This is a genomic window from Pseudomonas sp. 300 (assembly GCF_055803035.1).
This window is the reverse complement of sequence record NZ_JAVLRV010000001.1, coordinates 913,932-928,085: the sequence shown is the minus strand read 5'-3', so window position 1 is coordinate 928,085 and position 14,154 is coordinate 913,932. Positions and strand designations below refer to the sequence as shown.

Sequence of the window (14,154 nt, the reverse complement as noted above, 5' to 3'; positions counted from 1 at the left end):
TCCCTGTCGAGGTTATGGGCAAATGCCTGACCGATTTAATTGATTTTGTAGCGTCGACGCAGACCACGCAAACCGAAGCTGATCCACGGCCAGAGCAGCGCGCTGACCAGTGCCGGCAAGACCAGCGCCAACGTGGGCTGACGGTTGCCGGTCAAGGCGCTGAGCCAGAGTTGAACAAGCTGTGCGAGGCCGAAGATCACCAGGATCACCAGGCTCTGTTGCCACATCGGGAACATCCGCAGCCGCTGTTGCAGCGACAGCACCAGGAAGGTGATTAGCGTCAGGATCAGCGCGTTCTGGCCCAGCAACGTGCCGTAGAGCACATCTTCAGCCAGGCCCAGGCACCACGCAGTGACCATCCCGACTTTCTGCGGCAATGCCAACGCCCAGAACGCGAGCAGCAAGGCGAGCCAGAGCGGACGGAGGATTTCCATGAACTGCGGCAGCGGCGAAACGCTGAGCAACATGCCGATGGCGAATGTCAGCCAGACCATCCAGTCGTTTCGGGAGGCGGTAGCACCGGCCATTATTCTCTTCCCCCAGTGGTAGCCGGTGCAGAGACAGGCGGTTTGGTAGCAGGCTTCACGACAGCGGGCTGCGTCGCCGGTGGTTTGGCGGCAGGTGCAGTCGCGGGCGGCTTGGCGGCGGCAGGGTGTGCGGCAGCAGGTTTGGCCGGGGTCGTAGCGGCAGGTGCAGTCGCTGGAGCGGCAGGGGCTGCAACGGCAGGTGCAATCACGGCAGCAGGTTTCGGCACGGTGGCAGGAATGATTGGCCCACCGCCTTGCGCATCGAGGCTTTCCTGGGCTTGGGCGGCGTCGTTTGCGCGCTCTTCCGGCGTACGGGTGTCGCTGAACACCAGCAACAGGTATCGGCTACGGTTCAATGCAGCGGTCGGTACGGCGCGGACAATGGCGAACGGCTGGCCGGAATCGTGAATCACTTCCTTGACCGTCGCCACCGGGTAACCCGCCGGGAATCGCTGGCCGAGACCGGAGCTGACCAGCAGATCGCCTTCCTTGATATCCGCCGTGTCGGCCACGTGACGCAGTTCCAGGCGTTCCGGATTGCCGGTGCCGCTGGCAATGGCTCGCAGACCGTTACGGTTCACCTGCACCGGGATGCTGTGGGTGGTGTCGGTGAGCAACAGCACACGGGAGGTGTACGGCATCAACTCGACCACCTGGCCCATCAGGCCGCGGGCATCGAGCACCGGCTGACCGAGCACCACACCGTCACGCTCACCTTTATTGATGATGATGCGATGGGTGAAGGGATTAGGGTCCATGCCGATCAACTCGGCCACTTCGACCTTCTCGTTGACCAGTGCGGAGGAATTAAGCAACTCGCGCAGCCGAACGTTCTGCTCGGTGAGGGCGGCAAGCTTTTGCATGCGCCCCTGCAGCAGCAGGTTTTCGGTCTTGAGTTTTTCGTTTTCGGCGACCAGCTCGGTACGGCTGCCAAACTGGCTGGCCACACCTTGCCATAGCCGCTGCGGCAGGTCGGTGATCCAGTAAGACTGCATCAACACTAGCGACATCTGGCTACGCACTGGCTTGAGCAGTGTGAAGCGGGCATCGACCACCATCAGCGCGACCGATAGCACGACCAGCACCAACAAGCGCACGCCCAGTGAAGGCCCTTTGGTGAAAAGCGGTTTAATAAGCCGCTCCTCCCAGGCAAATGTTTTGTTTATTCATACGGCAGACCGGCCTGGATACAGACTGACAGAAGGTAAACGCAAACAGGCAGCACTGCAAAGTGCCGCCTGCGCGCTCAACAGCATAGAAGCGATCCGGCGACTTACTCGCTGGACAGCAGATCCATGGTGTGTTTATCCATCATTTCCAATGCACGGCCACCGCCGCGAGCAACGCAGGTCAGCGGGTCTTCGGCAACGATCACCGGCAGACCGGTTTCCTGGGCCAGCAACTTGTCGAGGTCACGCAGCAAGGCGCCACCACCGGTCAGTACCAGGCCACGCTCGGCGATATCGGAAGCCAGCTCCGGCGGCGATTGCTCCAGTGCACTTTTCACGGCCTGAACGATAGTGGCCAGCGACTCTTGCAGAGCTTCCAGCACTTCATTGGAGTTCAGGGTGAATGCGCGTGGAACGCCTTCAGCCAGGTTACGGCCACGAACGTCGACTTCGCGAACTTCGCCGCCCGGGTAGGCTGTACCGATTTCCTGCTTGATGCGCTCGGCGGTGGATTCGCCGATCAGGCTGCCGTAGTTGCGACGTACGTAGGTGATGATCGCTTCATCGAAGCGGTCGCCACCCACCCGTACGGATTCGGCGTAAACCACACCGTTCAGGGAGATCAGCGCGATTTCAGTGGTACCGCCACCGATATCGACCACCATCGAACCGCGTGCTTCTTCAACCGGCAGGCCGGCACCGATCGCAGCTGCCATCGGCTCTTCGATCAGAAACACTTCACGCGCACCGGCACCAAGGGCCGATTCACGGATGGCACGACGCTCAACCTGAGTGGATTTGCATGGAACGCAGATCAGCACACGAGGGCTAGGCTGCAGGAAGCTGTTTTCGTGAACCTTGTTGATAAAGTATTGCAGCATCTTTTCGCAGACGCTGAAGTCGGCAATCACGCCGTCCTTCATCGGACGAATGGCCGCGATGTTGCCCGGCGTACGGCCGAGCATGCGCTTGGCCTCGGTGCCGACAGCAACGACACTTTTCTGGTTACCGTGTGTCCGAATAGCCACAACCGATGGCTCATTCAGGACGATTCCGCGCTCGCGCACGTAAATAAGGGTGTTGGCAGTGCCCAGGTCAATGGAAAGATCGCTGGAAAACATGCCACGCAGTTTCTTGAACATGGGAAAGGGACCCTAGGCAACGCGTGGGTAAAAAAGTGCGGCAAACTCTAACAACGACAGGGATTTTGGGCAAGGCGCCAATATGTTAAATTGGCCGCTTTTCTGTGCACCAACCCCCACAATCGCGGCCTTATGACCGTAGAAATGCGGTAGTGTTCCGACAATCTAACACACGGACGCCGTCCGTTCTGTTTTCCACTGGAGAATCGCAATGGCGCTTGAACGCTCCGACGTGGAAAAAATCGCTCATCTGGCCTGCCTTGGCCTCGATGATGCCGATCTTCCACATATTACTTCGGCCCTGAACAGCATTCTGGGGCTGGTCGACGAAATGCAGGCGGTCAATACCGACGGTATCGAGCCGCTGGCCCACCCACTGGAAGCCAGCCAGCGCCTGCGTGCAGACGTCGTGACCGAGACCAATCATCGCGAGGCGTATCAGTCCATCGCACCAGCGGTCGAAAACGGCCTGTACCTGGTTCCGAAAGTCATCGACTAAAGGGAAAGAGCCTGCAATGCATCAATTGACTCTGGCCGAGATCGCCCGCGGTCTCGCCGATAAAAAGTTTTCTTCCGAAGAGCTGACCAAAGTCCTGCTGGCGCGCATCGCCCAGCTCGATCCTCAGCTCAACAGCTTCATCAGCCTCACCGAAGACCTGGCGCTCCAGCAGGCGAAAGCCGCTGACGCACGCCGGGCCAACGGTGAGAGCGGCGCCCTGCTCGGCGCGCCGATCGCCCACAAAGACTTGTTCTGCACCCAAGGCATCCGCACCAGCTGCGGCTCGAAGATGCTCGACAACTTTAAAGCACCGTACGACGCCACCGTGGTTGCCAAACTGGCAGCTGCCGGCGCGGTGACCCTGGGCAAGACCAACATGGACGAATTCGCCATGGGGTCGGCCAACGAGTCGAGCTACTACGGCCCGGTGAAAAACCCGTGGAACCTGGAATACGTTCCGGGTGGTTCGTCCGGCGGTTCCGCTGCGGCGGTCGCGGCGCGCCTGTTGCCGGCGGCTACCGGCACCGACACCGGCGGCTCGATCCGTCAGCCCGCTGCACTGACCAACCTCACCGGCCTGAAACCGACGTACGGTCGCGTTTCGCGCTGGGGCATGATCGCCTACGCCTCCAGCCTCGATCAGGGCGGCCCGTTGGCCCGCACGGCCGAAGACTGCGCGATCCTGCTGCAAGGCATGGCCGGTTTCGATCCGCAGGATTCCACCAGCATCGACGAACCCGTGCCGGATTACAGCGCCAGCCTCAACGGCTCGCTACAAGGTCTGCGCATCGGCGTGCCGAAGGAATACTTCAGCGCAGGCCTGGACCCGCGTATCGCCGACCTGGTCATGGCCAGTGTCGAAGAGCTGAAAAAGCTCGGCGCCGTGATCAAGGAAATCAGCCTGCCGAACATGCAGCACGCGATTCCTGCGTACTACGTGATCGCCCCGGCAGAAGCCTCTTCCAACCTGTCGCGTTTCGACGGCGTGCGTTTCGGCCATCGCTGTGAAGACCCGAAAAACCTCGAAGACCTGTACAAGCGTTCCCGTGGCGAAGGTTTCGGTGCGGAAGTGCAGCGCCGGATCATGGTCGGCGCCTACGCGCTGTCCGCCGGTTACTACGACGCCTATTACCTGAAGGCGCAGAAGATTCGTCGCTTGATCAAGAACGACTTCATGGCCGCCTTCAACGAGGTCGACATCATCCTCGGCCCAACCACGCCGAACCCGGCCTGGAAGCTCGGCGCCAAGAACAGCGACCCGGTCGCTGCGTACCTGGAAGACGTCTACACCATCACCGCCAACCTCGCCGGTCTGCCGGGCCTGTCCATGCCTGCCGGTTTCGTCGATGGTCTGCCGGTCGGCGTGCAATTGCTCGCCCCGTATTTCCAGGAAGGCCGCTTGCTCAACGTTGCGCACCAGTACCAGTTGAACACTGACTGGCACACCCGCACCCCAACCGGCTTCTGAGGAGAAACACATGCAATGGGAAGTCGTGATCGGGCTGGAGATTCATACCCAGCTCACCACCCGGTCGAAAATCTTTTCCGGTAGTTCCACCACATTCGGTTCCGAGCCGAACACCCAGGCCAGCCTGGTTGACCTCGGCATGCCTGGCGTACTGCCGGTGCTGAACCAGGAAGCGGTGCGCATGGCAGTGATGTTCGGCCTCGCTATCGATGCCGAGATCGGCCAGCACAACGTGTTCGCCCGTAAAAACTATTTCTACCCGGACCTGCCCAAGGGCTACCAGATCAGCCAGATGGAATTGCCGATCGTCGGCAAGGGCCACCTGGACATCGCGCTGGAAGACGGCACGGTCAAACGTGTCGGCATCACCCGCGCGCACCTGGAAGAAGATGCCGGTAAAAGCCTGCACGAAGAATTCAACGGCGCCACCGGCATCGACCTGAACCGCGCCGGCACGCCGCTGCTGGAAATCGTTTCCGAGCCGGACATGCGCAGCGCCAAGGAAGCCGTGGCTTACGTCAAGGCCGTCCACGCGCTGGTGCGCTATCTGGGCATCTGCGACGGCAACATGGCCGAAGGTTCGCTGCGCTGCGACTGCAACGTGTCGATCCGCCCGAAAGGTCAGGCTGAGTTCGGCACGCGCTGCGAGATCAAGAACGTCAACTCGTTCCGCTTCATCGAGAAGGCGATCAACACCGAAGTGCAGCGTCAGATCGAGCTGATCGAAGACGGCGGCAAGGTGATCCAGCAGACCCGCCTGTACGATCCGAACAAGGACGAAACCCGTCCGATGCGCAGCAAAGAGGAAGCCAACGACTACCGTTACTTCCCCGATCCGGACCTGCTGCCGGTGGTCATCGAGAACTCGTTCCTCGACGACGTGCGCGCCACGCTGCCGGAATTGCCACCGCAGAAACGCGAGCGCTTCCAGGAGCAGTTCGGTCTGTCGGTCTACGACGCCAGCGTCCTGGCCACCAGCCGCGAGCAAGCCGATTACTTCGAGAAAGTCGCGAGCATCGGCGGCGACGCCAAACTGGCGGCCAACTGGGTCATGGTTGAACTGGGCAGCCTGTTGAACAAACAAGGCCTGGACATCGATCAATCGCCGGTTTCGGCCGAGCAGCTGGGCGGCATGCTGTTGCGCATCAAGGACAACACCATCTCCGGCAAGATCGCCAAAGTGGTGTTTGAAGCGATGGCCAACGGTGAAGGCAGCGCAGACGAGATCATCGACAAGCGCGGTCTGAAGCAAGTGACCGACAGCGGCGCGATCTCGGCGGTGCTGGACGAAATGCTTGCGGCCAACGCCGAGCAGGTCGAGCAATACCGCGCGGCAGACGAAGCCAAACGCGGCAAGATGTTCGGCTTCTTCGTCGGTCAGGCCATGAAAGCCTCCAAAGGCAAGGCCAACCCGCAACAAGTCAACGAACTGCTGAAAAGCAAGCTCGAAGGCTGATGAGAATGGAGCCAGCCGTCAAATCTGGCTCCACCCCTTGTGGGAGCCAGCCTGCTGGCGATTGCGGTCTGACATTCAACATACCCGTGTCTGATACTCCGCGATCGCCAGCAGGATGGCTCCCACATTTGTTTTCGGGAGACCTTGAATGAAGCGTCTATTGGGTGCCTGCGCCCTGCTCTCTCTGCTCGCCGGTTGCGCCAGCACCGATGTCGTCGATCCACACGGCTACGACCAGACAGGCGTGGCGTCCTATTACGGCGCCAGACACCAAGGCAAACGCACCGCCAGTGGTGAGCGTTTCGACAAGAATTCCCTGACCGCCGCCCACCGCCAACTACCTTTTGGTACACGGGTGAAGGTCACTAATCTGAAAAACGACAAGTCCTGCGTCGTCCGCATCAATGATCGCGGGCCGCATACTCGCGGACGTCTGATCGACTTGTCTCATGAAGCCGCCGAGCAACTGGGCATGCTTAAAAGCGGCACCGCACGGGTTCGCGTGCAAGCCCTCGACTGACTGACGGAGCCCCGACCATTTTCGGACTTGCCGACATCCCCCTGCTCAGCATGATTGAACTGCTCAGCGGCCTGGTTCTACTGATCGCCGGTGCCGAGCTGATGGTGCGCGCCGCCGTGCGCCTGGCCGCGCGCCTGCATGTCCGACCGCTGATCATCGGCCTGACCATCGTCGCCCTCGGCAGCAGCGCCCCGCAAATGGCCGTCAGCCTGCAAGCCACGCTGGCGCAGAACGCCGACATCGCCGTCGGCAGCGTGATCGGCAGCAGCATCTTCAACATTCTCGTCACCCTCGGGCTCTCGGCGCTGATCATCCCGCTGCGGGTCTCGCGGCAACTGGTGCGCCTGGACATTCCGCTGATGATCGGCGCCAGCCTGCTGGTGTTCGTTCTGGCGTGGAATGAAGAACTGACCCGGGCCGACGGCGTGATGCTGTTGGCGGCGCTGGTGCTGTATCTGGGCTTGTTGCTGCGCCAGTCGCGGCACTCGGTCCGCCCGCAATCGCCACTCCACGAAGGCCCCCAAGTGCCGTGGGTCAGCAGTCTGCTGATGATCGTCGCCGGCCTGGCGATGCTGATCTACGCCGGGCATTTGCTGTTGGGCGCGGCGGTGTCGGTCGCTACGGACCTGGGGCTGTCGGAGCGGATCATCGGCCTGACCATCGTCGCCGTCAGCACTTCGTTGCCGGAACTGGCGACCTCATTAATTGCGGCATTGCGGGGTCAGCGCGACATCGCCGTCGGCAACGTGATCGGCAGCAACCTGTTCAACCTGTTGGGCGTACTGGGCGTCACTGCTCTGATCGCGCCATCGCCGTTGTCGGTCTCGCCCAACGCGCTGGATTTCGATTTGCCGGTGATGCTCGGCGTCGCGGCGCTGTGCCTGCCGGTGTTCTATTCCGGCTACCGGGTGACCCGCGCCGAAGGTCTGCTGTTTTTGGGCTTGTACCTGGCTTACGGTCTGCACGTGGTGTCATTCACCACCGGCATGCCGCTGGCCGGCAAGCTTGAACACCTGATGCTGTTTTTCGTCCTGCCGACGCTTGTGGCGTTCTTGCTGTTCACGTCGCTACGCGCCTGGCGTCGCCAACACCACAAGAAGGAATTGCCATGACCGACCATAAAAAACCCGGCGTTGAAGTCCGCCGCCAAGTGATGGGCGACGCTTTCGTCGATCGCGCCTTGGGCAATGCCACCGAGTTCACCCAGCCGCTGCAGGATTTCGTCAACGAACACGCCTGGGGCAGTGTGTGGAATCGCGCAGGGTTGCCACTGAAAACCCGCAGCCTGATCACCCTTGCCGCGCTGACCGCGCTGAAGTGCCCGCAAGAGTTGAAAGGTCACGTGCGCGGCGCGCTGAACAACGGCTGCACGGTGGAAGAGATTCGCGAGGCACTGCTGCATTGCGCGGTGTATGCGGGCGTGCCGGCGGCGATCGATGCGTTTCGGGCGGCGCAGGAAGTGATCGATAGCTATCAGAAGCCCGAGTAACAGTCTGGCTTTTGCAGTGACATTGAAATCGCTATCGCGGGCAAGCCCGCTCCCACAGGGGATCTTCTTTGCTGCACTAATTGTGTGAACACTGAAGATCACTGTGGGAGCGGGCTTGCCCGCGATGAGGCCCTTAGGATCACTGAAAATCGTGAAGCTAGATCCACCCGCCCCACTGCAGCAGGAAGATCCCGATGTTGGTGGTCACCGCCGCCATCAACGTGGTGATCACAATGATCGCTGCCGCGAGTTCATGATTACCGTTGGCCTGACGCGCCATGACAAAACTGGCCGCGGCGGTCGGGCTGCCGAAGTACAGGAACAGAATCCCCAACTCCGCCCCGCGAAAGCCCCATAGCCAAGCGCCCAGCGTCGCCAGCACCGGCAGGCCGATCATCTTTACCAGGCTGGAGCTGAGCGCAATATTGCCGCTCTTGCGCATGGCCGCCAGCGACAGCGTGCCGCCGATGCAGATCAACGCCAACGGCAACGTGGTTTGCGCCAAATACTGGCCGGACGTCTCCAGCCAGCCCGGCAAACCGATCTTGAAATACGCAAACGGCGCCGCCGCAAACACGCTGATGATCAATGGGTTGATCATCACGCTTTTGCAGATGCTCCACGGGTCGGACTTGATCACCGGGCTGTAGACCGCCAGCACAATGGTCGAAAGCGTGTTGTAAAACAGAATCACCAGCGCCGCGAGAATCGCCCCGAGGGAAATCCCGTAATCGCCGTACATGCTTGCCGCCAATGCGAGACCAATGACGCCATTGTTGCCGCGAAAGGCGCCCTGGGTGTAAATCCCGCGGTCTTCACGCGGACACTTCCAGATCGCCCAGCCCCAGGCGATGGCGAAACACACCAGCGTCGCAATCGAGAAATAGATCAGCAGCGCCGGTTGCAGTGCGGCGTGCAGGTCGGCATGCAGGATGCCCAGAAACAGCAACGCCGGCATGGTGACGTTGAACACCAGGGCCGACGCGGTGTGGATGAAGTTGTCGTTGATCCAGTCGATGCGCTTGAGCAGCACACCCAGAAACAGCATGGCAAACACCGGCGCGGTGATGTTCAGGGTTTCGAGGAAAATTGCCAGCATGCCGGGGAGAACCTTGAGGGTGTCGTTAGTTGGCTAATGATAAGCCACCGAGGACGTTGGCGTCTGGTAGATCGCCATCGCCGGCAAGCCGGTCTCGCTCCCACAGGAGATCTTCTTTGTTGCACAAACTGTGTGAACACCGAAGATCACTGTGGGAGCCAGCCTGCTGGCGATGAACGATAACGCGGTCTCAGGTGATCGGCGCCGGGTTGAACAACGTGATGTCGTTATGCAGCTTATGCTGCTCCGCCCACGTCTGCTTCTTGCCGCTGGCGACATCCAGGTAGTAGTGAAACAACTCCCAGCCAAGGTCCTCGATCGAAGCGCGCCCGGTCGCGATCCGCCCGGCATCGATGTCGATCAGGTCAGGCCAGCGCTGCGCCAGTTCGGTCCGGGTCGATACCTTCACCACCGGCGCCATCGCCAAACCATACGGCGTACCGCGACCGGTGGTGAACACATGCAGGTTCATCCCGGCCGCCAACTGCAGCGTCCCGCAGACAAAATCACTGGCCGGGGTCGCGCAGAAAATCAGCCCCTTGCGCTTGAAACGTTCGCCAGGGCCCAGCACGCCGTTGATCGCGCTGCTGCCGGATTTGACGATCGACCCGAGGGACTTCTCGACAATGTTCGACAACCCGCCCTTCTTGTTACCCGGCGTGGTATTGGCGCTGCGATCCGCTTCGCCCTTGGCCAGGTATCGGTCGTACCAGTCCATTTCCCGTACCAGCTCCTGAGCCACTTCCTCGGTTTCGGCGCGGGAAGTCAGCAGGTAAATCGCGTCGCGCACTTCGGTGACTTCGGAAAACATCACGGTCGCGCCAGCGCGCAGCAACAGGTCAGAGGCGTAACCCAGCGCCGGGTTGGCGGTGATGCCGGAGAACGCATCGCTGCCGCCGCACTGCATGCCAAGGATCAACTCGGACGCCGGCACGGTTTCCCGGCGACGTTGGTCGAGCTTCTTCAAACGGGTCTCGGCCAGCGCCATGATCTGCTCGATCATCTCGGTGAAACCGTGACTCGAATCCTGCAAGCGATACAACCACGGCTCGCTCAAATCCACCGAGCTGTCGTTCTCGTGCATCACCTGCCCAGCCTGCAATTTCTCGCAGCCCAGACTGATCACCAGCGCTTCGCCGCCCAGGTTCGGGTTGCGCGCCAGATTGCGCACGGTGCGAATCGGGATGTACGCGTCGGTGGCGGTGATCGCCACGCCGCAGCCGTAGCTGTGAGTCAGCGCGACCACGTCATCGACGTTCGGATACTTGGGCAGCAACTCGTCCTTGATGCGTTTGACCGCATGATCCAGAACGCCAGTAACGCACTGCACCGTCGTGGTGATCCCGAGAATGTTGCGCGTGCCGACAGTGCCGTCGGCATTGCGATAACCCTCGAACGTAAAACCTTCCAGCGGTGCCTGCGCGGCCGGCACTTCGGTGGACAGCGGCAAGCTGTCCAGCGGTGGCGCGGTGGGCATGCGCAGTTGATCTTCCTTGACCCAACTGCCGCGCGGAATCGGCTGCAACGCGTAGCCAATGGTCTGGCCGTAACGAATCACCTGGCCGCCCTCGGGAATGTCCTCAAGGGTGACTTTGTGGCTCTGCGGCACGAAGTCCACCGTCACCAGGCCATCGGGAAACTCGGTGCCTGCCGGGACGCCTTGGTCATTGACCACGATCACGACGTTGTCCCGCTCGTGCAGGCGGATGTAGCGCGGCGAGTCGGAATGTTCAATCAACTGCATGACGCCGCTCCTCAGGAATGCGCTTGTGACAATTTGTTGTTTGTTTCAGGGCCGTTGACCGGTGGCTCTTTGAGCACCACACGTTTGATCGGACCGACGATCACCAGGTAGCTGAACACTGCAACCAGTGCGTTGCAACCGACAAACACCAGCGCCCATTTGAACGAGCCGGTGGAGCTGATGATGTAGCCGATGACAATCGGCGTGGTGATCGACGCAATGTTACCGAAGGTGTTGAACAGGCCACCGCTGAGCCCGGCGATCTGTTTCGGCGAGGTGTCGGACACCACCGCCCAACCCAGCGCACCCACGCCTTTGCCGAAGAATGCCAGGGCCATGAAGCCCACGACCATCCATTCAACATCCACATAGTTGCAGGCCACGATGCTGCTGGAGACCAGCAAACCGGCGATGATCGGCGCCTTGCGGGCAAAGGTCAGGGAATGGCCTTTGCGCAGCAGGTAGTCGGAAATCACCCCGCCGAGCACACCACCAATGAAGCCGCAGATCGCCGGCAACGAGGCAATGAAACCGGCCTTGAGGATGGTCATGCCGCGTTCTTGCACCAGGTACACCGGGAACCAGGTCAGGAAGAAGTAGGTGATGCCGTTGATGCAGTATTGGCCGAGGTACACGCCGAGCATCATGCGGTTGGTCAGCAACTGGCGGATGTAGTCCCACTTCGGACCGTCGACCTTCTTGCCTTTGCCTTTGTCCTGGTCCATGTCGACCATGCCGCCGTTGTCGGCAATGTGCTTGAACTCGGCGTCGTTGATCATCGGGTGCTGGCGTGGGCTGTGGATAACCTTGAGCCAGATGCCCGAGAAGATGATGCCGATCACGCCCATGACGATGAACACGTGCTGCCAGCCGAAGCTGTAGACGATCCAGCCCATCAGCGGCGCGAACAATACAGTGGCAAAGTATTGCGCCGAGTTGAAGATCGCCGAAGCGGTGCCACGTTCAGCGGTCGGAAACCAGGCCGCGACGATGCGTGCATTACCGGGGAAGGATGGCGCTTCGGCCAGGCCCACCAGGAAGCGCAGCATGAACAGCGCAACCACTGCCGTGGACATGCCGAACTCGCCGACATAGCCCTGCAGCACGGTGAACAGCGACCAGGTGAAGATGCTCAGCGCATAGATTTTTTTCGAACCAAAACGGTCCAGCAGCCAGCCACCGGGAATTTGCCCGGCCACGTAGGCCCAACCGAATGCAGAGAAGATATAACCGAGGGTGACCGCGTCGATGCCGAGGTCTTTTTGCAGGCTGGAGCCGGCGATGGCGATGGTCGCCCGGTCGGCGTAATTGATCGTGGTCACCAGAAACAGCATGAGCAGGATCAAATAGCGGACGTGAGTCGGCTTTTGGGTCGATTGCATGTAGATGTACTCCCACTGATTATTTTTATGCGGGTAATAACGATGTTTTGTAGGCGCTGACTTCCTGTGGGAGCCGGGCTTGCCCGCGATGCAGGCACCGCGCAGTGTCAGTCACTTCGCGGTGATGCTATCGCTGGCAAGCCAGCTCCCACAGGTACGGCGGTGAATCAGGAACCGATGTAGGAGGTTTTTACGACCGTGTAGAACTCTTGCGCATAGCGACCCTGCTCGCGCGATCCATAGGATGAACCTTTGCGCCCACCGAATGGAACGTGGTAATCCACGCCCGCCGTCGGCAGGTTGACCATCACCATCCCGGCCTGGGAGTGGCGTTTGAAGTGGTTGGCGTACTTCAGCGATGTGGTGGCGATGCCCGCCGACAGACCGAATTCGGTGTCGTTGGCCATGGCCAGTGCCGCGTCGTAATCCGCCACGCGAACGATGTTGGCCACCGGGCCGAAGATCTCTTCGCGGCTGATGCGCATCGCGGCTTCGCTGTCGGCAAACAGCGTTGGCGCGAGGTAGTAGCCTTCGGTGTCGCACGTTACCAAACCACCGCCGCTGACCAGACGCGCACCTTCGGACTGGCCGATGTCGATGTACTTCATGTCCTGTTCAAGCTGAGCTTGCGAAACCACCGGACCGATGTCGGTACCGGTTTTCAGCGCGTGGCCGACCTTGATCGACTTCATGCGCTCGGCCATGGCTTCAACGAATTTGTCGTGAATCCCGGCAGTGACGATGAAGCGGCTCGAAGCGGTGCAACGCTGGCCAGTGGAGTAGAACGCGCTCTGTACCGACAACTCGACCGCTTGCTTGAGGTCGGCGTCGTCGAGAATGATCTGCGGGTTCTTGCCGCCCATTTCCAGCTGAACCTTGGCCTGGCGCGAGACGCAGCTGACCGCGATCTGACGACCGACACCGACGGAACCGGTGAAGCTGATGCCATCGACTTTCGGGCTCTGCACCAGCGCATCGCCAACTACACGACCGCTGCCCATCACCAGGTTGAACACGCCCGCCGGGAAGCCTGCGCGGGAGATGATTTCGGCCAGCGCCCAGGCGCAACCCGGCACCAGATCCGCCGGTTTCAGCACGACGCAGTTGCCATAGGCCAGGGCCGGGGCGATTTTCCACGCAGGGATGGCGATCGGGAAGTTCCACGGGGTGATCAGGCCAACCACACCCAAGGCTTCGCGGGTCACTTCGACGTTGACGCCCGGACGTACCGACGGCAAGTAGTCACCAGACAGGCGCAGGGTTTCACCGGCGAAGAACTTGAAGATGTTACCGGCGCGAGTCACTTCGCCGATGGCTTCAGGCAAGGTCTTGCCTTCTTCACGGGCGAGCAAAGTGCCGAGCTCTTCGCGGCGAGCGAGGATTTCAGTACCGACTTTATCCAGCGAGTCGTGACGTGCCTGAATGCCCGAAGTGGACCATGCCGGGAACGCAGCGCGAGCAGCGTCGATGGCGGCGTGGACCTGGGCCAGATCAGCCTTGGCGTATTCACCGATGGTGTCGGTCAGTTCGGACGGGTTGACGTTGGCGCAATATTCACTGCCCGCCACCCATTCACCGTTGATGTAGTTATCAAAACGCTTTGCATCTGCCACTTGGGAATCTCCTCACGCAAAAGGCCGCTGATTGCTCAGCGGCCTT

13 protein-coding genes are annotated in these 14,154 nt (G+C 60.7%); 6 read left to right on the top strand and 7 right to left on the bottom strand.

Annotated features, from left to right (window positions below; genetic code table 11):
* Nucleotides 1–35: 35 nt before the first annotated feature.
* The 3 genes from mreD to mreB form a co-directional block, all read right to left on the bottom strand.
* Nucleotides 36–527: a rod shape-determining protein MreD gene (gene mreD / locus Q7W83_RS04180; protein WP_150633241.1), complete on the bottom strand. Its 492-nt coding sequence runs from the start codon at nucleotides 525–527 to the stop codon at nucleotides 36–38.
* Nucleotides 527–1,660: a rod shape-determining protein MreC gene (mreC, locus tag Q7W83_RS04175; RefSeq protein WP_473655794.1), complete on the bottom strand. Its 1,134-nt coding sequence runs from the start codon at nucleotides 1,658–1,660 to the stop codon at nucleotides 527–529. The genes mreD and mreC overlap by 1 nt, the downstream gene beginning before the upstream one ends.
* 140 nt (nucleotides 1,661–1,800) lie before the next feature.
* On the bottom strand, nucleotides 1,801–2,838 hold the full coding sequence (gene mreB / locus Q7W83_RS04170) for a rod shape-determining protein MreB (RefSeq protein ID WP_002555108.1): 1,038 nt from the start codon (nucleotides 2,836–2,838) through the stop codon (nucleotides 1,801–1,803).
* Nucleotides 2,839–3,049: 211 nt separating this feature from the next.
* Here mreB and gatC point away from each other — a divergent pair, with 211 nt between their 5' ends.
* The 6 genes from gatC (at nucleotide 3,050) to Q7W83_RS04140 (ending at nucleotide 8,270) form a co-directional block, all read left to right on the top strand.
* Nucleotides 3,050–3,337 carry an Asp-tRNA(Asn)/Glu-tRNA(Gln) amidotransferase subunit GatC gene (gatC, locus tag Q7W83_RS04165; protein ID WP_007941222.1) on the top strand — a complete coding sequence of 96 codons (288 nt, stop codon included), beginning with the start codon at nucleotides 3,050–3,052 and terminating at the stop codon, nucleotides 3,335–3,337.
* Nucleotides 3,338–3,353: 16 nt separating this feature from the next.
* Nucleotides 3,354–4,805 (top strand): Asp-tRNA(Asn)/Glu-tRNA(Gln) amidotransferase subunit GatA, encoded by a 1,452-nt coding sequence (gene gatA / locus Q7W83_RS04160; RefSeq protein WP_150633239.1) that lies wholly within the window; start codon nucleotides 3,354–3,356, stop codon nucleotides 4,803–4,805.
* 10 nt (nucleotides 4,806–4,815) lie between these two features.
* The gene (gene gatB / locus Q7W83_RS04155) at nucleotides 4,816–6,261 is read left to right on the top strand and encodes an Asp-tRNA(Asn)/Glu-tRNA(Gln) amidotransferase subunit GatB (protein WP_150640117.1); all 1,446 of its coding nucleotides are present in this window, start codon (nucleotides 4,816–4,818) and stop codon (nucleotides 6,259–6,261) included.
* A 148-nt stretch (nucleotides 6,262–6,409) separates the two neighbouring features.
* The gene (locus tag Q7W83_RS04150; RefSeq protein WP_150633965.1) at nucleotides 6,410–6,781 is read left to right on the top strand and encodes a septal ring lytic transglycosylase RlpA family protein; all 372 of its coding nucleotides are present in this window, start codon (nucleotides 6,410–6,412) and stop codon (nucleotides 6,779–6,781) included.
* Between the two features lie 50 nt (nucleotides 6,782–6,831).
* Nucleotides 6,832–7,893 (top strand): calcium/sodium antiporter, encoded by a 1,062-nt coding sequence (locus Q7W83_RS04145; protein ID WP_150633964.1) that lies wholly within the window; start codon nucleotides 6,832–6,834, stop codon nucleotides 7,891–7,893.
* On the top strand, nucleotides 7,890–8,270 hold the full coding sequence (locus tag Q7W83_RS04140) for a carboxymuconolactone decarboxylase family protein (RefSeq protein ID WP_150633963.1): 381 nt from the start codon (nucleotides 7,890–7,892) through the stop codon (nucleotides 8,268–8,270). Before Q7W83_RS04145 ends, Q7W83_RS04140 begins: the two co-directional genes overlap by 4 nt.
* A 157-nt stretch (nucleotides 8,271–8,427) precedes the next feature.
* On the opposite strand, the gene Q7W83_RS04135 is transcribed toward Q7W83_RS04140, so the two are convergent.
* The 4 genes from Q7W83_RS04135 to Q7W83_RS04120 form a co-directional block, all read right to left on the bottom strand.
* Nucleotides 8,428–9,369 (bottom strand): AEC family transporter, encoded by a 942-nt coding sequence (locus Q7W83_RS04135; protein ID WP_473655710.1) that lies wholly within the window; start codon nucleotides 9,367–9,369, stop codon nucleotides 8,428–8,430.
* Nucleotides 9,370–9,559: 190 nt separating this feature from the next.
* Entirely contained in the window at nucleotides 9,560–11,113 is a 1,554-nt protein-coding gene (gene garD, locus Q7W83_RS04130) for a galactarate dehydratase (protein WP_018929532.1), read from the bottom strand.
* 11 nt (nucleotides 11,114–11,124) lie between these two features.
* Nucleotides 11,125–12,495, bottom strand: a complete 1,371-nt coding sequence (locus Q7W83_RS04125) for an MFS transporter (RefSeq protein ID WP_150640014.1) — start codon at nucleotides 12,493–12,495, stop codon at nucleotides 11,125–11,127.
* Nucleotides 12,496–12,662: 167 nt separating this feature from the next.
* Complete coding sequence (locus tag Q7W83_RS04120) at nucleotides 12,663–14,108, bottom strand: aldehyde dehydrogenase family protein (RefSeq protein WP_150640013.1); 1,446 nt, start codon at nucleotides 14,106–14,108, stop codon at nucleotides 12,663–12,665.
* Nucleotides 14,109–14,154 lie beyond the last annotated feature (46 nt).

What these genes read in the sequence shown, in the direction of transcription:
- mreD (WP_150633241.1), bottom strand. Translation starts at nt 527, where the DNA reads ATGGCCGGTGCTACCGCCTCCCGAAACGACTGGATGGTCTGGCTGACA.
- mreB (WP_002555108.1), bottom strand. Translation starts at nt 2,838, where the DNA reads ATGTTCAAGAAACTGCGTGGCATGTTTTCCAGCGATCTTTCCATTGAC.
- gatC (WP_007941222.1), top strand. Translation starts at nt 3,050, where the DNA reads ATGGCGCTTGAACGCTCCGACGTGGAAAAAATCGCTCATCTGGCCTGC.
- gatA (WP_150633239.1), top strand. Translation starts at nt 3,354, where the DNA reads ATGCATCAATTGACTCTGGCCGAGATCGCCCGCGGTCTCGCCGATAAA.
- gatB (WP_150640117.1), top strand. Translation starts at nt 4,816, where the DNA reads ATGCAATGGGAAGTCGTGATCGGGCTGGAGATTCATACCCAGCTCACC.
- Q7W83_RS04150 (WP_150633965.1), top strand. Translation starts at nt 6,410, where the DNA reads ATGAAGCGTCTATTGGGTGCCTGCGCCCTGCTCTCTCTGCTCGCCGGT.
- Q7W83_RS04145 (WP_150633964.1), top strand. Translation starts at nt 6,832, where the DNA reads ATGATTGAACTGCTCAGCGGCCTGGTTCTACTGATCGCCGGTGCCGAG.
- Q7W83_RS04140 (WP_150633963.1), top strand. Translation starts at nt 7,890, where the DNA reads ATGACCGACCATAAAAAACCCGGCGTTGAAGTCCGCCGCCAAGTGATG.
- Q7W83_RS04135 (WP_473655710.1), bottom strand. Translation starts at nt 9,369, where the DNA reads ATGCTGGCAATTTTCCTCGAAACCCTGAACATCACCGCGCCGGTGTTT.
- garD (WP_018929532.1), bottom strand. Translation starts at nt 11,113, where the DNA reads ATGCAGTTGATTGAACATTCCGACTCGCCGCGCTACATCCGCCTGCAC.
- Q7W83_RS04125 (WP_150640014.1), bottom strand. Translation starts at nt 12,495, where the DNA reads ATGCAATCGACCCAAAAGCCGACTCACGTCCGCTATTTGATCCTGCTC.